This window comes from Sulfuricurvum sp., from assembly GCF_049277495.1.
Taxonomy (GTDB): domain Bacteria; phylum Campylobacterota; class Campylobacteria; order Campylobacterales; family Sulfurimonadaceae; genus Sulfuricurvum.
In genome coordinates this window covers 49,675-69,937 of record NZ_JBASYM010000049.1, presented here as the reverse complement: position 1 = coordinate 69,937, position 20,263 = coordinate 49,675, and the positions used below count along the sequence as shown (strand labels likewise).

Here is a 20,263-nt window from a genome sequence, read left to right as displayed (position 1 = left end):
CAATGAAGAGGCTATGGTAGAAACTATTCAGATTGTTTACGTGACGGATTGGATCATCGCAGATCATGATATATTGAATGAAGATCCTTTCGCAGAAGTACTGAGAAAGTTCGATATGGATGTCAGTATCCAAAGCGAACTGCCGGAGTTTTTTGATCATATCGATTTATTGATTCTTCATCCGATGCATATGGTTTCGGATATTTTTGAGACAATCAGCCGCAGTAAAATTCAAAATCCGGCCATCAAAACGGTCGTTATTTCAAGCGCGCACGGAAGCGACCTTTTTTTGCATGCCATCGATGTCGGTGTCGACAAATATCTCCTCAAACCGTTATTGCCCAGTGCGGTTAAAAAAGTCGTTGAACGCCTAATACGTCAATCGATCGAGTCTAAACAAGCACAAAAAGCCTTTCATCAAATCAATCTGATGTCGAGCGCCATCTCAAAAACTTCTATTTTGATCCGGATGGAAGAGAACGGAATGATTATCGAAGTCAATGAGCTTCTGTGCAAGTTGCTGAAATGCCAGAGTGATTTGATAATCGGCAAACATTGGATGCGGTTTGTCGAACGCCGATTTTGGCTTTTTTTACGTACCCTCGTCCGCGAACGCCTAAAAGCGGGAGAAATTTATCGGGGAATTATCGAATTGGTGAAAACCGACGGTGATTTGATTACGGTCGATGTAACGATTTATGCTGTCCTAGGCCGCCATGGAGAGATCGAAGAGGTTGTTTGTATCGGTCAAGACGTCAGCGAGATGAACCGAGCGATCGTTTCCAGTATGGAACAGCTGATTGATCAGGATACTTCGCTGGCCGTGTTATTCGATCACCGTCATGAAGCGATTCTGATTAATAAAAAATATTTGGATTCAAACGGCTTTAAGAACAACGAAGAGTTCTTTTCTTCCTGTGCACTCTGTATTTGGTACGCTGAAACCTCTGCAGGTTTGGAACCGATTACCATAACCGGAACCATCCGAAAAGAGGTATTGGAGTCGATCTTCACACGGGTTTACAACGGGGAGATTGACGGACGTCTGGTTATGGAATATCTCGGCCGAAGCAAGCAATTCTTTACGGTCCACATCAGCTCAATGCCTAATCCGATCATCCGAAACGAAAATTATCACATCCTCTATTTCATTGATGTCACTCCGCTAGAGAGGCTCAAGGAGGACAAAATCAATGATGCCAAGCTCATGAGCGTAGGACGTTTGTCCGCTGCGATTACGCATGAGCTTAATACCCCGATAACCTATATCAAAGGGAATCTCGAATTGCTCAAATGGGAGTGCGAAGAGAAGATTCCGGATGCGATGGAGCTGTTCATACCGATCGATGAGGGGATTGAACGGATTGAATCGATTGTCAACTCTATGTATGAATTTGCCGGAACCGGTAAAGAGGAGATGAAACCCTGCAATGTCCATATGACATTGATCTATGCGCTTCGTATTGTCCTTAACCGTTCAAAACATATCGTTCCGATTCGTATCAATGGTGAAGTCATGACACAGACGACGGCATATGACCTTCAAAGCTGTGTAACGATGGGGATATCGACCCGTCTGGAGCAGGTATGGATCATTATTGTGAATAATGCACTCGATGAGTTTGAAAAAGGTATGTTATCATACGACAATCGTCGTCTTGATATTCGTTTTACCTGTGAAAAAGAGAAAATTGTTATAGAAATTGCCGACAATGCAGGGGGAATACCGGAACCCATGTTAGAGGGCATATTTGATTTTGCCGTCGGAAGCGAAAAAAAGAAGAGTATGGGGATCGGGCTCAATGTGGCCAAAGCGATTATCGATAAACATGGCGGCAGTATCCGTGTGCATAATGAGAATCAGGGTGCAGTATTTGAAGTGACTTTAAGAGTATATGAGGAGAACCGATAGATGTTTTTTGGTGCAGAAGCGAGAAAATATAAAGAAGAAGCCGATCTACTGCGTGTTGAACGGGACATTTTAGCCTCTGAGCTGGCACTCTACAAAGAGATTGCCGCTATCAGTGACAAAGAGGCTGTCATTGTTTTGAATGAGAACAATGATCCGATCTTTTACAACAGCCGTGCGGATGCAATCGCAAACAAAGAATCTGTTGTCAATGAACTGCGAAAAGGATCGACCGAGATTACGGTCGGAGATTGTGAAGCATCGGTTGTGAAAAAGAACTTAAGCAACGGGGCACAAGGCTTTATCCTGATCAAAGCATCCATTGTCGGCGGCGGCGAAGACGGCGGTTTGCTGCAAATGCACCAAGCCAGTATCAAATCCTCACTCGGCGCTACGCAAAAGGTTTTTATCGATATTCTTGAGAAACTGAAAGAGATGATACAGCAATCTCGTGAAACCTCAGAAGGTTCGGATGAGGGGCTTAAGATCGCCAATCATGTGGATGATGATATGAATAAATTGGCGGAATTGATGGTGGGGACGATTGAAACGACATCGAACCTTGTTTCCCGTTCACATGAAGTCTCCAGCGTTGTTTCTTTGATTAAAGATATTGCCGACCAGACCAACTTGCTGGCGCTCAATGCAGCGATTGAGGCGGCACGTGCGGGGGAACACGGCAGAGGCTTCGCCGTAGTTGCCGACGAGGTACGTAAACTCGCGGAGAGAACCCAAAAAGCGACAAAAGAGATTGAAATCGTCATCCAATCGATGCAGCAAGATACGAATGAGATCGAAACCGCTACGGAAGAACTTTCGGGAATCGTCTCCAGTACAAAAGATGGGGTTTCTCAGGTCAGTGACCGAATGGCGATTTTTCAGCGCAATTCATCGCGAAGTGTCTATGAGATCATGGACATCAGTAACTATATTTTCAGTAATTTGGCAAAAATCGACCATGTTATCTATAAAAACAATGTTTACGCCTTCTTATTCGGGCAAGAGAACGATTTCAAACCGGTGGACCACCATAACTGCCGATTAGGAAAATGGTATGACGGCGGAGTGGGGAAAGAACAGTTCGGAATGTTGAAATCGTATTCCCGACTTGAGGCTCCGCACGCGACAGTCCATGCACAGGCAAACAGTTTGATCGCCGATTGCGGTGACGGTAAAAAACTCTGTTCACGTACGCAAATCGAACAGCGGATCAAGACGATCGAAGATGCCAGCCGTGAAGTTTTTGCCGCATTGGATACTCTCGTTACGGAAAAAACGGAAGATTTAATGGGTAAAGCAATCAGTCAATTATTTGGAGAGATGAAATGATACGTTTGATGATTATCGATGATGAGACATCGATCGGGACCATGTTGGAAAAAGCGCTGATGCGTTCGGGGGACTTTAAAATCACCTATATTGATAATCCGCTTACCGCGCTCAGCCGCTTTCGGCCAGGGGATTATGATGGGGTATTGCTGGATATTATGATGCCTCAGAAAGACGGTTTGAGTGTCCTTGAAGAGATAAAAACCAAAGATCCTGAGTGTGTCGTTATTATGATGACGGCGTATTCAACGCTGGATAAAGTGCTTCAAAGCCATAAAGTCGGTGCAGACCATTATCTCTTGAAGCCGTTTGATTCCCTCTTAAATGTCGAGAAAAAAGTGCGTGAACTGGTGAAGTCTCGTTCCTAATCGTAAAGGGGAAAGTTTCCCCTTTTTTTTTGGTCCGAAATTTTATACATTAGTAATTCGGTATGGATACTTGACAATAAGAAATATCTATATTAAGATTGTGAAAAATTAAGGAGAACACAATGTCTCAGCAATGTCCTTTGATCTTTCGCCAAGTTGATGCGACCGTTACACGAATCAATACATTTTTTGTAATAAGTTCGATTATCGCATTTTTAGCAACACAAAGTGTCGCGATTTTAATTTTACTGATTATTGATTTTATGCTTCGATTATATGGATACAAACAATTCAGTCCTATTCAAAATCTCTCACTTCTGATTCAGCAAAAATTCTCTTTGCCGGTGAAAATGGAAGATGCGGGAGCTAAACGTTTGGCCGCACAATTCGGAGTAGGATTTACCGTAGCCCTTGTGATCGCGTCATGGGCAGGGGCAAATTTGGCGGCAGCTGCTATTGCCGGAATATTTCTCTTCTGTGCGGCTTTGGAACTTTTATTCGGCTATTGTATTGCATGTAAAATATATTATATAGCGAAAAAAGTCTATCCCCGATGGTTTGAGTAATGGCAGCCCTCTCGTCCAAAGCAATCTATGGGCTTGCTGCAATGCACGTCCTCTCTCATGCGCCGCATAACAGAGCGATGCAGGTACGGGAAATTTCGGCAATGACACAGATATCCCACGGTTATCTCGAACAGCTCCTCTCCATCTTGCGACGCAATAACTTAGTAAGCAGTATCCGCGGAGCATCCGGAGGGTATAGGCTAGCACGCCATGCACATGAAATCGAGGTCATTGATATCATCGAAGCGTTGGAAGGGCCGTTTTACAAAGTCGAGGGAAATGTAGGATCAAGCTTGATTCTGGAATATTTTTGGAATGATATCGAAGCAAAAATGCGTGCTTTATTCGGAATGAAGCTTTCCGAACTCGATCAAGCCTATCAACCCCACTTTTACGAGATTTAATGACTATTTTTTAAAGATGCTTCCCAAAATCCCGCGGATTATGGCTCGACCGAGCTGAGAACCGATGGCACGTGCAGCCGATTTGGCTAAGGCTTCGGCAGGACTTTCTCTCCCTCTTGGGGTTTCTCTTTCCACTTTTCTCTCCGCTTTCAATCGCTCGTCTTCCGCTTTTTGCACGGCATCCTCTTCACGTCGCTGCGTGAGATATTCGTAGGCCGATTCACTGTCAACACGCTGATTGTAGGCATCTCCGACAATCGAAGTTTTCATCAACTCCTGCCGTAGCTCAGTGCTGATGGGACCGATATGTGAAAAAGGAGGGATGATAAGGGCACGCCGGGTGATACCGGGGATTCCTTTTTCATCTAAAAACGAGATCAGCGCTTCCCCGACTCCCAGCTCCATCAAGGCGGTTCTTTCATCCAGGGTTTCATTATCGCGCATTGTATCCGCTGCGGCACGGAGAGCTTGCTGATCTTTCGGTGTGAATGCGCGAAGGGCATGGGCGATACGGTTTCCAAGCTGCGCGGCTACTTTTTCGGGAATATCATTAGGGTGCTGGGTGATAAAATAGATTCCGACCCCTTTTGAACGTATCAGACGGACGACTTGCTCGATTTTTTCCACCAGAATGTCCGGTGCATCATTAAAAAGCAGATGAGCTTCGTCAAAGAAGAAAAGCAGTTTCGGAGCCTTGGTATCACCGGCCTCGGGGAGAGCTTCAAACAGTTCCGAAAGCATCCATAATAAAAGGGAAGCATAGAGTTTCGGGGTATTGATCAGCTTGGTGGCATCGAGGAGATTAATCACCCCTTTTCCCTCAACGGTCTGAATGAGATCATGGATGTTCAGCATCGGTTCGCCGAAGAGCATATCCGCCCCTTGCGATTCGAGTGAGAGGAGGGCGCGTTGGATCGCACCGATCGAGGCACTGGAGACATTGCCGTAATTCAGGCTCAACTCCTTGGCACGCTCTCCGATATTTTGGATCATGGAACGCAAATCTTTGAGATCAAGCAATGCCAGACCTTCATCATCCGCTACTTTAAACGTAAGATTCAAAACACCGCTTTGGGTTTCATTCAATCCGAGCAGTCTTGAGAGGAGCAATGGACCCATGTCACTAATGGTCGTGCGGACCGGGTGACCGTTTTCGCCCCATACATCCCAAAATGTGACGGGAAATTGTGTATAGTCTGCTTCAAGTCCCATCAGCGAAAGTCTTTCGGAAACTTTTGGATTGTTTCCGCCGATGGAAGCGATTCCGCTTAAATCCCCTTTGATGTCGCTGACGACACAGGGGACGCCGATTGAGGAAAAACTTTCAATCAGTTTTTGCAAAGTGATGGTTTTTCCGGTTCCGGTAGCACCGGTGATCAGACCGTGCCGATTAGCCATAGAAGGGAGGAGCGTGAGAAAGGTATCGGAGGATTTAGCGATGGCTTGCGGATGGGACATAAAGCTCCTTTATCTTCGGGGACTGCGTTGTGCTTCAATCAGACGGCGGTTTTGCATCATGATGGATTCGATTTCCTGTGCATTTTTATTCTGGAATGACTGTTCGCCATGAAGAGCGCTTTTAATATACACTTCATTATAAAAGTCTTCAAGGGTAGACCCTTTGGTTTTTGTAGGGACATATTGATGAAAACTTATTTTAGGTTTTGGAGTATATTTTGCTAAAAGTGTTTCTCGAATTTTATGTTTTTTCATCGTCTTCTCAATCTAAAGATTAATTTTTTAAGGTGTCTAATCATAAGCAAAATGTGTACCTAAAATCCTTCATTAACGACATACCACAGCCGTTCAACTTCACGGTCATCGAGGAATAGTGTCGATGCATGGGTATAAAGCCACTCCAGACCTTTCGGATTGATTGAGAGGGTATGGGAACAGTTGGTATGTGCGGGTAAAAATGCCCGTATCAGTGAAATATCCTCTTCAATCGGAAGATCACAAAAAAAACAGTTAAGCTCCCGATGCAAACGCCCCTCGAAATCAAGCATACGGACATACGCTTCGATGGCGACACGTTTCGGATTTTGATCCTTCCAGCGGATCGATGCATCGTTTAACAGCGCAAAATAGAACTCGCCTATGGATTCGGAATCTTTAAGATGGGGATAAAAAAGGGCAATAAACTGCTGCCATAGCCGAATCCGCTCGTATTGTCCCATCCAAGGAAATCCCAAATGGATAACATCCCGCAATCGTCCGATCGACGTTTTGAAAGAATATTCCGCTTCGAAGTCAATTTTAAATCCCATATTGATGGGACTGTGGCGTGCACCGTAGAAGCGATAAAGGGTCTGTAAGCTTTCCTCCGATATGATAGTAACAATCATATCTTCTTCGCGTGCACGGGTAAGTTTGATGATGAAGCCCTGCATTTTTGGTTCTACTCTTACACATTAATTTCAAAATTACTTATGAATATCTACTATTTTAACCTTTTTTAACCTTACAATTGTTAAAATAAGAAAATTTCATCTCCTTTAAACTACTTATGTTTAAAAAGAGATTAAAAAATAACAATTTGCCGAAATTTTCTGGTGAAAGGTGACGATTAGAGTGGAATACCAAGACCTATTACGATCATTTAAAGATAACTGCGGATTTGGTTTGATTGCAAACATCAAAAACCGTCCTTCGCATGAAAATTTAGAAAACGCGATTACGGCGTTAGAGCGGATGATGCACCGCGGTGCAGTTGCAGCTGACGGGAAAACGGGAGACGGAAGCGGATTGCTTTTATCGATGCCGCATGAGTTTATGCGTTCAGCCGCACAAGAATCAGGGGTAGAACTTCCTGAAATGTACGCAGTTGCCGTTCTTTTTGTGGATGATGCTTCTCAGTTGGAAAAATTTGAACAAATTTGTACCGGAAATGACCTCAAAGTTGTTTTGGACCGTTGCGTACCGGTCGATACGGATGCGCTCGGAGAGCAGGCACTCGCCTCATTGCCGGAAATCCACCATATTTTTATTACCCCTAACTCTCTTATGGCGTCACAGCGTTTTGATGCCTTGCTGTATCTTAGCCGCAAAGAGATTGAACACGCTTTGGTAGAGAACGGCGATTTTTACATTGCGTCGATGTCCTCAAGTGTTGTTTCGTATAAAGGGCTTATTATGCCTACCCATATTAAAGAGTTTTATACCGATTTACAAAACGAAAATTTTAAAATATCATTTGCACTGTTTCATCAGCGATTTTCGACGAATACACTCCCTAAATGGCGTTTGGCACAGCCGTTTCGTGCGGTTGCCCACAACGGTGAGATCAACTCGGTCGAAGCAAACCGTTTTAATGTAGCGGTAAAATCCGAATCGATCAAAAGTGAAGTCTTTACCGATGAAGAGATCGCACGGCTTCTTCCGATCCTTCAGCCGGGCGGTTCGGACAGCGCAAGTGCCGATAACTTTTTTGAATTTTTGATCATCAACGGAATGGATTTTTTCAAAGCGGCACGCGCCGTCATCCCGGCACCGTGGCAAAATGCTCCGCACATGGATCCGGAGCTTCGTGCGTTTTATGAATACCACTCCACTGTTTTCGAAGCATGGGACGGTCCTGCAGCATTTTCACTGACCGACGGACGCTACATCGGATGTGTGCTTGACCGTAACGGTCTCCGCCCGTCAAAATATATCATTACCCATGATGATACCCTTCTTATTGCAAGTGAGTACGGTGTCATCGATATTCCTGAAGATCAGATCAAAGAGCGCGGACGTCTTCAATCAGGACAAATGATCGGACTGGATCTGAAGTTTGGAAAAGTGCTTAAAGATGAGGATATTAACCAATACCTCAAATCGTCCAACCCGTATATGAAGTGGCTAAACGAGCATATGATCTATCTGCAAGAGCATGTGGAAGAGCAGTATCGTGTATATGAAGAAACTTCGCCTGAGACTTTGGTAGCACGCCAACGCTATTTCAATATCACCCAAGAGGTGATTGAGCAGGTGATCGAGCCGATGATGCGCGATGGGAAAGAGGCTGTCGGATCGATGGGGGATGATACCCCATTAGCGGCATTCAGCAGTGTTCAGCGTAATTTCAGCGACTATTTCAAGCAGCGTTTTGCCCAAGTAACCAATCCTCCGATTGACCCGATTCGCGAGAAAGTGGTGATGAGTCTCAATACCGGATTCGGAGAGACACACAATATTCTCGATGAGATCCCCTCTCATGCCAATCGTCTCAAAGCAATTTCGCCGATTATCCTGCGGGAAAAACTCGAAGTATTGAAATCGTTTGGAGATAAAAAATCGCCGCGTTATCAGTCTTACTATACAAGCCGAGAGTTTTCAACACTCTATACCGGCGGGCTGAAAAATGCTCTGGAAGCGCTTGTGGATGAGATTATCAAAGCGGTACGCGAAGAGGGTATCCGTATCCTTATTTTGGATGATAGCGGGTTGGATCAGGAACACAAAGCGATTCCGATGGCTATGGCTGTCGGTCGGATCAGCCGTGCCTTGTTGGATGCCAAAATCCGTCATCTCGCATCGATTGTTGCCTGTACGTCTGAAGTGATCGATTCCCATGGCGCAGCGACATTGATCGCATACGGCGCAAGTGCTATCTATCCGAGTCTGCTGTTCGCTACGGTCACATCCCGTGCCAATCGTAACGCTAATGAGTTCAGCACCTCCGAATCGTTCAAATCGGTTCACCATGCTCTCAACGGGGGACTGCTCAAAATTATGTCAAAAATGGGGATTGCAACGATTGCGTCGTATCGCAACTCAGGACTTTTTGATGTTATCGGCTTGAGCAAAGAGATTGTTCATGAGTGTTTCGGCGAATCTCACGCGATGATTCCAGGACTCACCTATGCGGATATTGATGAGCGTTTGTCAAGAAACCACAAAGAGGCATTTGAACAAAACGGGTTTAATCGTATTTTCCCTCTTAAAATCGGCGGATATTACAAATTTTACAATGGACAGGAACACCACGATTTTAACCCTGATGTGATCCATGCGATCCATCGTGTTTCTAAAACCGGGAAGCGGGAAGATTTCGATAAGCTCAGCGCATTGGTCAATAGCCGCGGTCAAAAATTTATTCGTGATTTCTTTGAGTTCAAATCGGATCGTTCTCCTATCGATATCTCTGAAGTGGAACCGAAAGAGGCTATTTTCAAACGCTTTGCTTCGGCAGCGATGTCTCTGGGATCGATCTCTCCGGAAGCGCATGAATGTATCGCGGTTGCGATGAATACTATCGGTGCGCAAAGCAACTCCGGTGAAGGGGGAGAAGACGCGGCTCGTTTCGGCACGCTCAAAAACTCTAAAATCAAACAGGTTGCATCAGGACGCTTTGGGGTAACTCCGGCGTATTTGCGTTCTGCGGAAGAGATCCAGATTAAAGTAGCCCAAGGGGCTAAACCGGGTGAGGGTGGACAGCTTCCTGGTCATAAAGTAAGCGGTTTGATTGCACGTCTTCGTTATACGATGCCGGGTGTGACACTCATTTCACCTCCTCCTCACCATGATATCTACTCGATCGAAGATTTGGCGCAGCTGATCTTTGATATGAAACAGGTCAATCCAAACGCAAAAGTGGCGGTCAAACTGGTTTCTTCGGCCGGTGTCGGAACAATTGCGGCGGGTGTTGCGAAAGCGTATGCCGATAAAATCATCATCTCCGGCGGTGACGGCGGTACCGGTGCTGCACCGCTTACGTCGATCAAATTTGCGGGTAATCCATGGGAACTCGGTCTATCCGAAGCCCATAATGCACTCAAAGTTAATAATTTGCGCGGATTGGTTCATGTTCAAACGGATGGCGGTCTGAAAACAGGTAGCGATATCGTCAAAGCGGCATTGCTGGGCGCAGAGAGCTATGCGTTCGGTACGGGGGCACTCACCATCATCGGATGTAAAATGCTTCGTATCTGTCACGTGAATAAATGTTCGGTGGGTATTGCAACGCAGAATGAAAAACTCCGAAGTGAGTATTTCGAGGGGACAGTAGAGCAGTTGATCAATTACTTCACCTATTTGGCCGAAGATGTCCGTAAAATCATGGCGCAACTTGGTTACAAAACGATGGAAGAGATGGTCGGGCGCAGTGATTTGCTTGGCGTTATCGATACCGAATTTGCGAAGAAATTCGATTTCAGTTCTGTATTGCATCGTGAAGAGGGATTTAATACTTGCCAGTTCCCTTCAAATGAACCGTTTGACTCTAATGAATTTGAGAAAGATGTCCTGGCTGAAGCGATGGATGCGATCAAACATCCGGAACGACCGATTAAAATCGTTCGTGATATCTGTAACTTGAACCGCAGCTTCGGTGCCCGTATCAGTGGTGAAATCGCTCAATATTACGGTGATTCAGGACTCAAAGATAATACGATTAAAATTAATCTGAAAGGGATCGCAGGACAAGCCCTCGGTGCATTCTTGATCAACGGTGTCTCTATCCGTTTAGAGGGTGTCGCGAACGATTATATCGGTAAAGGGATGCACGGCGGTAAAATCGTCATACGTTCACAAAACCAAGGCGAGCGTTACAGTGCCGGCGGTAACACCTGTCTTTACGGTGCGACAGGCGGTAAGCTCTTTATCTCCGGTTCCGTGGGTGAGCGTTTTGCAGTACGTAACTCGGGTGCTCTCTCGGTTGTAGAGGGGACAGGGGACAACGCGTGTGAATATATGACCGGCGGAGTTGTCGTTATCCTCGGAAAAACCGGTATAAATTTCGGTGCAGGTATGACCGGAGGATTTGCATTCGTCTATGATCAAGATCACAGCTTTGTTGAAAATGTTAACCGCGAGCTGATCGATGCGCTTCGTATCGATACTGACGACGGAGATGAGGCACGTCATTACCTCAAGCGTCTTCTCAAAGAGTATGTCGCGGAAACTGAGAGTGAAATGGCGCAAGAATTGCTCAAAAACTTCCGTATAGAAATTCGAAATTTCTGGCTTGTCCGCCCGAAAAATTTAACAAAATTGCCACTCAATCCGGATAAAGGGGACTAATTAGTATGAGAGAATTTTTAACGATTGAGCGTATCGACCCCACGAAACGCCATGTTTTACAGCGCCTGAAAGATTTTAGCGAGATTTATGAGCCGATGGGATCAAGCGACGCATCCTCACAGAGTGACCGCTGTATCCAATGCGGTGATCCGTTTTGTCTGAACAAATGCCCGTTGCACAATTATATTCCTCAATGGCTCAAAGCAGTTGCGGAAAAAGATCTGAAATTTGCGTTCAACCTCTCCAATGAACCATCACCGTTTCCGGAAGTCATGGGGCGCGTATGTCCTCATGATAGACTGTGTGAGGGGGACTGTACCCTTAATGACGGACACGGAGCGATTACGATCGGTTCGGTAGAAACCTTTATCAACGAAGAAGGGTTCAAACAAGGGCTAAAACCTTATTTCCCGGGGATCACTACCGATAAAAAAGTAGCGGTCATCGGTTCCGGTCCTGCAGGCCTTTCAGCGGCAACCTATTTGCTCCGTTCGGGCATTTCGGTTACGATGTATGAGCGAAGCGACCGTGCCGGCGGATTATTGACCTACGGTATCCCTAATTTTAAGCTCGATAAAAAGATTGTGGAGCGCCGCGTCAATTTATTGGTCGAAGCGGGACTGAAACTTGTCCTTAACTGCGAAGTGGGCAAAGATATCGAATTTGATACGATTGCAGACCAGCATGATGCGGTATTCATCGGTATCGGTGCCACCAAAAGCAAATTGGCGAATATTTCGGGCGAGAATGCTTCGAATGTTTATGTATCAATGGATTATCTCACGGCGATACAGCGTAAAAACTTTGGGCTGTCGTATGAGAAAAAGTTTGACTTCAAAGACCTCGATGTTGTCGTTGTGGGTGGCGGTGATACGGCAATGGACTGTGTCCGTACCGCAAAACGCGAAGGGGCAAAAAGCGTTACCTGTCTCTATCGCCGTGATGCGCACAATATGCCGGGATCCGTCAAAGAGTACAAAAATGCGATTGAAGAAGGGGTCGAATTCGTGTTTCACGCCTCTCCGAAAGAGATCATTTTAGGTGAAGGCGGCAAAGCTGTCGGAATCCATATGGCTAAAACGGTTCTCGGTGCGAAAGACGAGTCCGGACGTCAAAAAATGGAAGAGGTCAAAGGGGGCGATTTTAACGTCAACGCCGATGTCATCATCATGGCGCTCGGGTTTGATCCGGTCGTTCCGCCGTTTTTAGCCGAAAACGGTATTTCGGTCAATAATTGGGGCGGCATCATTGTCAATGATAAACATGAAACGACCACTCCGGGGATCTACGCGGGCGGTGATTGCTATCGCGGTGCCGATTTAGTCGTTACAGCAGCATTTGACGGACGAGAAGCGGTGCGATCGATCGTCAAATCTCTTCTGGGTTAATGGACGATTTTATCCAAGCAGCCACTCTTGCATGTCAAGAGGTCAAAACACTGATCAAAGAGGATAACTCCTCTTTGTATACTCTTCATAATCGAGGTGCAGGCGGCGATATCAGCAGCGGTATCGATTTAAAAGCGGAAGCGATCTGCTATCGCCATCTTTCTTCTTTCGGCTCGGTATTTTCCGAAGAGAGCGGCTGGATGGACAGTGAATCGTCGATTACGCTGTATCTGGATCCGATCGACGGAAGCGATAACTTTGCTTCCGGATTTCCTTATTACGGTATTTCTATTGCCAGAATCTGTGAGGGCAAACCGACGGAATCCGTTGTCTGTAATCTCGCAAACGGCGATCTCTTTATCCGTACCGAGGATGAGTATTTCTGTACATCGCTCCAAAATCCTGCCGAAAAATTCGAAATACTGATAAACCCCTCATCCAAAATCGGTCTCTTTGAAAAAGCCGCAGAGCACCCGGATCTGATTCGAAAATTGATGGCAAAAAAGCTGAAATTTCGTTCTCCGGGAGCGCTGGCCCTCTCATTGGCGTATGCTCCTTATGTGAAATATGTGCTATTTTTGGGTACAATGCGACCTTACGATATCCAAGCCGGACTCCATCTCTCGAAACATCTTCATGTGTTTCAAGACGATCGGTATATCCTGATCAGTGCGGATAAAGAGATTTTTGAGCAGATACGTTTTATTGTAGAAAAGGAATATTTTTGAGTCTATTTAACCTGTTCGGAGACTCCGAAAAGAAAAAACAACCCACCAAAAGTGAAGCCCCGTCTCACTGGGTCAAATGTCCATCTTGTCAATCTTTGATGTACTATAAAGAGATTGAAAAACAAAACCATGTGTGCCCTAAATGCGGCTTTCACCTCCGTATCGGCGTCAAAGAACGTCTTGCCCTTATTGCGGATGAGGGAAGTTTTGTCGAATTTGACGGTAACCTCCGCCCAACCGACCCGCTTAATTTTGTGGACAAAAAAAGCTATGTGGCGCGTGTGGAAGAGGGCTATGCCAAAAACGGAACCTATTCCTCCGTTGTGAGCGGCGAGTGTACTATTCACAGCGTTCCTGCACAGCTTGTCGTATTTGACTTCAACTTTATGGGCGGATCTCTCGGCTCGGTTGAGGGAGAAAAAATTGTCCGCGCCGTCAATCGCGCCATTGAAAAACGTATGGGACTGATCATCGTCAGTGCCAGCGGCGGTGCTCGGATGCAGGAGAGTACGTTCTCTTTGATGCAGATGTCGAAAACCTCTGCGGCATTGGCAAAACTGGCCAATGCGAAGCTTCCGTATATTTCCCTTCTTACCGATCCGACTATGGGGGGGGTGAGTGCTTCATTCGCTACCCTTGGGGATATTATCATCGCTGAGCCGGGTGCATTGGTCGGATTCGCAGGTCAGCGGGTTATCAAACAAACCATCGGTTCGGATCTTCCTGAAGGATTCCAGCGTGCTGAGTTTTTACTTGAAAAAGGGTCTATCGACATGATCGTTGAACGCAGTGAACTCAAAGAGACTCTGAGCGATATGCTCAAATTCCTTATTCCCTGATAATGAAGCTTTATGCCCTCTGTGATGCCGATATGCTTTGTCAAAACGAGGTCGGTCTCCTCGCATTTGCAGCGCGTGCCAAAACATTAGGGGCTGAAGTTCTCCAATACCGCAATAAAAATGCAGATATCGCTACGGTCAAAGCAGATCTTTTAGCCCTTCGCCAAGTCTGGGAAGGTTTTTTACTCATTAACGATCATTATGAATTGGCACCTTTTTGCGACGGTGTTCACATCGGGCAAGAGGATTTATACGCGATCGACCCCGATCCGCACCGTGCCCTCAAGATTTTAAAAATGGCGGTAGGGGAAGATAAAATTATCGGTCTCTCCACCCATAATGCAAAAGAGATCGAGATTGCCAATACTATGGACCTCAATTACATCGGTTTAGGGGCATACAGAGCTACTTCTACCAAGTCCGAAGCAAAAGTATTGGGTGATGACCTTGATCTGATGGCCTCAGCGTCCACCCATCCAGTCGCTGCTATCGGCGGAGTCACTTTGGAGGATCGTTTCCAGCATGTGACGTACCATGTCATCGGAAGCGGATTGTTATGAACATCTCCATTATTTCGATAGCGAAAAAAGAGCGCTCCCTTTATGAGCCTCTGTATCAAGAACAGATGAAAATGATCTCCCGTTTTGCGAAACTGGAAGATATAGAACTTTTTCCGAAAGAGATCGTCAAAGCCCATACTATCAGTCCGGAAGCATCCCAAATCGCTTATTCCAAACTTCTTTCTCCCATGTTGGGTAAAAATTACTCGATTGTGTTGCATCCTGAGGGGAAAAAAATGGACAGCTTTGCATTTAGTAAGCTTATAAGTGATAAAATTTCGTTGCAATTTTTTATAGGCGGAGCTTATGGCTTTGAAAAAAGCTTTGTAGAACAATGTGATAGTGCCATCAGTCTGTCCGATTTGACGATGAGCCATAAAATCGCGAAAGCCGTTCTATTAGAGCAGATATACCGTGCCTATTCACTGTTAGCAAACCATCCGTATCACAAATGAGGAGCATCGATGAGAGACCATGAGTTGCAGTATTTCGAGGAAATATTGCTGACGCGTAAAGCTCAGATAATCAAAAATATTACCGGTGTCGAGAGCGAAATGAACCAGTTGCGTGAGATGGAACTGAATGACGAAGGTGATTATGCCTCTGCCAGCAATGATAATATGGTTGAAAATGCCATAGGGTCTCAACAAATGCATGAGCTTGAAGAGATTGAAGCCGCACTTTTTAAAATCAAAGGTAAACAATACGGTATCTGTGAGATGTGTGAAGACGATATCGGTTTTCAGCGTTTGAAAGTCAAACCGCATGCAAAATATTGTATCGTATGTCGTCCGATCGTTGAAAAAAACAAACACTAAAGGGGAAGAAAATGCAATTAAAACGGTACAGTATCGCATCACTAATCTTGATGATTCTAGTCGCTGCCGCGGCTTATTCAATCGATAGCGAGTCAATTTCATTTGATTTGTTAGGGATGCATTTTCCAAACCTTCCAATTGCATTTTGGGTGATTGTTCCTCTTATTATCATGTACCTTGCCAGCCTAATGCACATGGGTGTCTATGCCCTGGTGGGGAATTTCAAACTTCGCCGTTTGAATAAAGACCATGAAAAAATGATCGATGCACTGCGTGACGCACTTTTAGGGGTCAGCGAGCGCAACTATGTCTATAAAAGCGATGCCTATAAACTGATGGGCAAATTGATAGATCATGCGTTGATACTTCCGTATGAAACTCTCCGTTCCATCGGCAACGAAAAAATCGATGAAGCGCTTGCATTGATGCGGGATGTCAAAGAGAAGAAGAAAGTGGATATTAAAAAATTCCACTTAGCATCTACGACATCCATTGTCATTCAAAACAACCTTAACCGTTTTGAACGCGGTGAGATCGATGCGGACAGTATCCTCTCCCGTCCGGAAAGCTACGGTGAGATCGTTTGTGCCAAAGCGTATGAAACGTATGTTAAAACGGCATCCGTCGGCTCCATTATGAAGTTCAAGCACCTCTTTACCAAAGCCTCTTTAATTGATTTTGTCCAACGTATCAATGCGGAAAACGGTATTCAAATCGCTAATGAAGAACTCATTAGTATTTTTAACGCACTGAAACTCAACAGCAATGACTGGATCGATCTCACTGCCGCAATGTCTAAAAATATGCTCCCTGAACAGCGTATCCGTTTGTTTGAGATGCTCAGCGAACAGTGTGATGATGCGATGGAAGGGTATTTATATACTCTGTATGATTTACAGATGATTGATACGGCCAATGAAGTCCTCAACAATACGGCCAACAATGATTATCAGATTTTCAAAGCCTATCGTGATCTTAAACGTGCCAATAAACATTATGACATTCGAATCTTTTTACACCGCAGTTGCAATTAATTTACTTCTTTCGTTATTCCCGCAGATGGCGGGAATCCACCCAAATATCTTATAAGGTCAGATGGTTATGACTTCCAAACTCTCTTTTGATACCCCTGTTTATGCTCTAGCTCCTCTCGCCGGATATACCGATCTGCCGTTTCGCAATGTCGTCAAAAAATTCGGGGCGGATTTGACCGTCAGCGAGATGCTGAGTTCGAATGCACTCGCCCACGGTTCTTCCAAAACGCTCCGAATGCTAGAACGCAGCCCGAATGAAGATCCCTATTCGGTTCAGATCGCAGGTTCGGAAGAGGAGATCGTCCGACGTGCAGTGGAGATACTCAATACCCAAGACGATATCGATATCATCGATCTCAATTGCGGGTGTCCGGTACCAAAAATCGTTTGTCACGGTTCGGGAAGCGCACTGCTCAATGATTTGCCGCGGATGGCGCGTATCATCGAGACGATCAAAAAAACCTCGAACAAATCGACCCTCAGTGTCAAAATCCGTTTGGGATTTGAATCGAAAAACCATATCGAAATCGCGAAGCTTGTTCAAGAATGCGGCGCTGATTTCCTGGCCGTACACGGACGCACACGAGCGGGGAAATTTAAAGCGGCGGTTGATTATGACGCCATTGCCGAGATCAAAGAATCCGTATCCATCCCCGTGATCGCCAACGGAGATATCGATTCATTTGAGAAAGCGCAATGGGTCCTCGAACATACCAAAGCCGATGGCGTCATGATCGGACGCGGAGCCGTCGGCGCACCGTGGATCTTTCATCAGCTCAAGACCGGAAGCGCCTCCGTCGATCCTCTGATCAAACATGCGATCATCATGGAGCATTTAGACGGCATGGTGAGCTTTTACGGTGCACGCGGCGTAGTGACGTTCCGCAAACACGTCCATACCTATTCAAAAGGGTACGAGGGGGCATCAGCGCTCCGTGATCTCGTCAACCGTATCGATGACCCCGTCCACTTCCGTGCCGTCGTGGATGAGTTCTTTCTCACCCACCGTCAGATCGGCGAGGGGTTTAAAGCTTCCGATATGGCGTGTGAGTGCTAAGGCACCCACTGCCTCAAATTCTATCTTTCTCTTCTTCTTTTAAAGTAACCCTCTTATTATAGTTTTTCGTTAGCCTCTTTTGCTACAATCGTCCTCAAAAAAGGGTCTAGGGAATGACTATCGATTTTTACAATGCCGGAATGAATGCATACAGCACAAAACGTTTTGAAGAGGCGTATGAGTGGTTTAAGAAGGATGAATCCGATCCCCGCTGTTTGTTTGCCTTGGCAACACTCTATTACAACGGGCAAGGGGTAGAACGGAGTTTTGCAAAATCTACGGAATATTATACGATTGCCGCGGAAGCGGGAATCTTGCCGGCTCAAGTGAGTGCCGGATTCGCCTATGCGAATGCGATGGGGGTTCCGGAAGATTTCGATCGTGCCGCCTATTTCCTCAAAATGGCTGTCGCTCAAGGCGAACCTGCGGCGAAAGTGACTCTGGCGGAAATCTATGCCAAAGGATTCGGCGGCGGAAGCCGTAAAGAAGCTGCCGTATTGATCAAAGAAGTTTTGGCGTCAACAGGCGGAGAAGAAGCGTATGACATCTATTCCCGTTACGAATTGCATAACGTATAAACAAGGTTTTTAGGGTCGGTACAATAATTGTATATACAGACTCAAAAAGGCTGCCTATGTCACCGTTACCGGATACTCTCAAAGTAGGGGTAGAATCGATCGACCGAAGACATGAAGAGTTCTGGGAACTGTATGAGGCACTCAAAGCTTCCTCAAATGAGGAGTTTGCCTCTCTTTTTGAAGGCGTTATACGGCATACTCAGGGACATTTTGCCGAAGAAGAGGCGGATATGGCCGCAATTGAATATGCGAACAAAAGCGAACATGAACAAGAGCACAGAAAAGCGTTAGAAGAGATGAACTATTTTAGCGAGAAAGCAAAATGCGGAAAGCTGATGTTTGCAAAAGCGTATGTCAACGAACGGCTTCGTGACTGGTTTTCCCAACATCTTTTGAATATGGACAGTGATCTGGCCAGGGTAATTACCCTGAGCCGTCAATAAGCTCCGGAAGCTTTTTCTTTGTACGAATCAAATGCTTCGTCTTGAATGGGAGCGAGCTGAAAATAGCTGTCCAGTTCACGGTGCTTGGATTGCAGGAGCGTTTCGAAATCGTTTTGGGTGACCGGGACATTGTCCTGGAACTTATCGAGGATAAGGGTATTGTTCCCTAGCAGGACTAAATAGCTCATTGTTCCGTAATCGAGCATAGCGACGCTGTTGGTGGCGTCAAGACTTTTCTGGAACCTTATATGAACCCCTCCCATCTCACCGGATGTCTTAATCGGTGATACGGGAGAAGATTTGGCTTCCGACGCACTTTTTTTATTAAAGAGCCACGGAGTCTTAGGCTCACTGTGGATCGTTTCGGCACGTTTGGCTATATTTTGTTTCAGCCAGAATAAAATTCCGATTCCGATCACTAAAATAGCGATGACGACATAATAGCTTTGTTCGAACTCCGAACCGCTTTTGGTTGGAAGTCCCGTGGCTACCGCCGTTTCATCCACCGGTGAAGTCTGCCCCAGGTTGTTGTTGACTGCGGGACGCATAAAACGAAGGCGCAGACCGTACGAATCGGACGTTTTGGATGCTTGCATGCTGACTTCAGGAGAGACAAGCGCCACGATTTCAATATTTTCCCCCTGAGGTGCGATGGTAAGCTTGCTCAGGTATTTAGAGTTGACATTTTTCACTATCGGTGTTTCGATAGAGGCTTCTTCGAGTTTGATGACAACCGTATCGTTGTGGCGGTTTTGCCGAAGAACCCCCTCGTAGGGGGTATCAAAAGTCAGCATGACATCAACGCGGTCATTACGGTCATAAACGTTATAGCTTAAGACTTTAGCCCCCCACAAAAATGCCGGGAGGAGAAGGAAAAGGATTAAATATCTCATAGTCTCTCTTTAGAAAGGTAATACAGGACAGCGCTCGAGTCGAGAACTTCATTGATCCGTATCGCCAAGTTTTTTTCATATACCATAACTTCGCCTTTGCCGATAATACGGCGGTTCACATAGGATTCGACACTTTCGCCGGCCGGTTTGCCCAAATCAATGACAGACCCTTTTTCAAGTTTGAGAATATCTCCGAGGGAAAGGGTCGTTTGTCCCAAATCGGCGACAAACTCGACTTCCATATCGAGTAATCCTTCATAATCCATCCAGGAGAGCTCTTTGACAGCATCATACGGATGATCTTTGTGAAGTAAACTTTCCGCTGTTGTGACTGGTTGATCCAT

21 protein-coding genes and 1 pseudogene are annotated in these 20,263 nt (G+C 45.7%); 17 read left to right on the top strand and 5 right to left on the bottom strand.

What is annotated here, in order from left to right:
* Window positions 1-13 precede the first annotated feature (13 nt).
* The 6 genes and pseudogenes from WAO38_RS09190 (at window position 14) to WAO38_RS09165 (ending at window position 4,576) form a co-directional block, all read left to right on the top strand.
* Window positions 14-1,912 (top strand): ATP-binding protein, encoded by a 1,899-nt coding sequence (locus WAO38_RS09190; protein WP_422236427.1) that lies wholly within the window; start codon window positions 14-16, stop codon window positions 1,910-1,912.
* Window positions 1,913-2,740: pseudogene (locus tag WAO38_RS09185) on the top strand (methyl-accepting chemotaxis protein); the annotation flags it as partial. It abuts the gene before it with no gap.
* Window positions 2,741-2,776: 36 nt separating this feature from the next.
* A complete protein-coding gene (locus WAO38_RS09180; RefSeq protein ID WP_422236466.1) occupies window positions 2,777-3,238 on the top strand; it encodes a CZB domain-containing protein in 462 nt (153 codons plus the stop codon).
* Window positions 3,235-3,606 carry a response regulator gene (locus WAO38_RS09175; RefSeq protein WP_422236425.1) on the top strand — a complete coding sequence of 124 codons (372 nt, stop codon included), beginning with the start codon at window positions 3,235-3,237 and terminating at the stop codon, window positions 3,604-3,606. The genes WAO38_RS09180 and WAO38_RS09175 overlap by 4 nt, the downstream gene beginning before the upstream one ends.
* Before the next feature lie 122 nt (window positions 3,607-3,728).
* Window positions 3,729-4,172, top strand: a complete 444-nt coding sequence (locus WAO38_RS09170; RefSeq protein WP_422236423.1) for a DUF4395 domain-containing protein — start codon at window positions 3,729-3,731, stop codon at window positions 4,170-4,172.
* Entirely contained in the window at window positions 4,172-4,576 is a 405-nt protein-coding gene (locus WAO38_RS09165; protein WP_422236421.1) for an RrF2 family transcriptional regulator, read from the top strand. Before WAO38_RS09170 ends, WAO38_RS09165 begins: the two co-directional genes overlap by 1 nt.
* A 3-nt stretch (window positions 4,577-4,579) precedes the next feature.
* Here WAO38_RS09165 and WAO38_RS09160 read toward each other — a convergent pair whose 3' ends face one another.
* From WAO38_RS09160 to recO, 3 genes are read right to left on the bottom strand one after another with little or no spacing between them, the layout of a single operon-like run.
* The gene (locus WAO38_RS09160) at window positions 4,580-6,034 is read right to left on the bottom strand and encodes a helicase HerA-like domain-containing protein (protein WP_422236419.1); all 1,455 of its coding nucleotides are present in this window, start codon (window positions 6,032-6,034) and stop codon (window positions 4,580-4,582) included.
* Between the two features lie 9 nt (window positions 6,035-6,043).
* Window positions 6,044-6,289: a hypothetical protein gene (locus WAO38_RS09155; protein WP_422236417.1), complete on the bottom strand. Its 246-nt coding sequence runs from the start codon at window positions 6,287-6,289 to the stop codon at window positions 6,044-6,046.
* A gap of 59 nt (window positions 6,290-6,348) precedes the next feature.
* Complete coding sequence (recO, locus tag WAO38_RS09150; RefSeq protein ID WP_422236415.1) at window positions 6,349-6,966, bottom strand: recombination protein RecO; 618 nt, start codon at window positions 6,964-6,966, stop codon at window positions 6,349-6,351.
* A gap of 181 nt (window positions 6,967-7,147) precedes the next feature.
* Between recO and gltB the strand changes: the two genes are divergently transcribed.
* The 11 genes from gltB to WAO38_RS09095 all read left to right on the top strand — a co-directional run bounded on the left by gltB (window position 7,148) and on the right by WAO38_RS09095 (window position 19,026).
* A complete protein-coding gene (gltB, locus tag WAO38_RS09145; RefSeq protein WP_422236413.1) occupies window positions 7,148-11,581 on the top strand; it encodes a glutamate synthase large subunit in 4,434 nt (1,477 codons plus the stop codon).
* Window positions 11,582-11,586: 5 nt separating this feature from the next.
* Window positions 11,587-12,969: a glutamate synthase subunit beta gene (locus tag WAO38_RS09140; protein ID WP_422236412.1), complete on the top strand. Its 1,383-nt coding sequence runs from the start codon at window positions 11,587-11,589 to the stop codon at window positions 12,967-12,969.
* Window positions 12,969-13,697: an inositol monophosphatase family protein gene (locus tag WAO38_RS09135; protein ID WP_422236410.1), complete on the top strand. Its 729-nt coding sequence runs from the start codon at window positions 12,969-12,971 to the stop codon at window positions 13,695-13,697. The genes WAO38_RS09140 and WAO38_RS09135 overlap by 1 nt, the downstream gene beginning before the upstream one ends.
* On the top strand, window positions 13,694-14,536 hold the full coding sequence (gene accD, locus WAO38_RS09130) for an acetyl-CoA carboxylase, carboxyltransferase subunit beta (RefSeq protein WP_422236409.1): 843 nt from the start codon (window positions 13,694-13,696) through the stop codon (window positions 14,534-14,536). Before WAO38_RS09135 ends, accD begins: the two co-directional genes overlap by 4 nt.
* Before the next feature lie 2 nt (window positions 14,537-14,538).
* Window positions 14,539-15,096 (top strand): thiamine phosphate synthase, encoded by a 558-nt coding sequence (locus WAO38_RS09125; RefSeq protein ID WP_422236408.1) that lies wholly within the window; start codon window positions 14,539-14,541, stop codon window positions 15,094-15,096.
* A complete protein-coding gene (locus WAO38_RS09120; RefSeq protein ID WP_422236407.1) occupies window positions 15,093-15,551 on the top strand; it encodes a 23S rRNA (pseudouridine(1915)-N(3))-methyltransferase RlmH in 459 nt (152 codons plus the stop codon). Before WAO38_RS09125 ends, WAO38_RS09120 begins: the two co-directional genes overlap by 4 nt.
* Window positions 15,552-15,560: 9 nt before the next feature.
* Window positions 15,561-15,914 (top strand): RNA polymerase-binding protein DksA, encoded by a 354-nt coding sequence (dksA, locus tag WAO38_RS09115; protein WP_422236406.1) that lies wholly within the window; start codon window positions 15,561-15,563, stop codon window positions 15,912-15,914.
* Between the two features lie 11 nt (window positions 15,915-15,925).
* Window positions 15,926-16,948 (top strand): hypothetical protein, encoded by a 1,023-nt coding sequence (locus WAO38_RS09110; protein WP_422236405.1) that lies wholly within the window; start codon window positions 15,926-15,928, stop codon window positions 16,946-16,948.
* A gap of 67 nt (window positions 16,949-17,015) precedes the next feature.
* A complete protein-coding gene (dusB, locus tag WAO38_RS09105) occupies window positions 17,016-18,005 on the top strand; it encodes a tRNA dihydrouridine synthase DusB (RefSeq protein WP_422236404.1) in 990 nt (329 codons plus the stop codon).
* A 113-nt stretch (window positions 18,006-18,118) separates the two neighbouring features.
* Window positions 18,119-18,583 (top strand): tetratricopeptide repeat protein, encoded by a 465-nt coding sequence (locus WAO38_RS09100; protein WP_422236402.1) that lies wholly within the window; start codon window positions 18,119-18,121, stop codon window positions 18,581-18,583.
* A gap of 56 nt (window positions 18,584-18,639) precedes the next feature.
* Complete coding sequence (locus WAO38_RS09095) at window positions 18,640-19,026, top strand: bacteriohemerythrin (protein WP_422236400.1); 387 nt, start codon at window positions 18,640-18,642, stop codon at window positions 19,024-19,026.
* Here WAO38_RS09095 and WAO38_RS09090 read toward each other — a convergent pair.
* Window positions 19,020-19,919, bottom strand: coding sequence for a hypothetical protein (locus tag WAO38_RS09090; protein WP_422236398.1), 900 nt, complete (start codon window positions 19,917-19,919; stop codon window positions 19,020-19,022). The genes WAO38_RS09095 and WAO38_RS09090 overlap by 7 nt on opposite strands.
* Window positions 19,916-20,263, bottom strand: coding sequence for a flagellar motor switch protein FliN (gene fliN / locus WAO38_RS09085; protein ID WP_422236396.1), 348 nt, complete (start codon window positions 20,261-20,263; stop codon window positions 19,916-19,918). The genes WAO38_RS09090 and fliN overlap by 4 nt, the downstream gene beginning before the upstream one ends.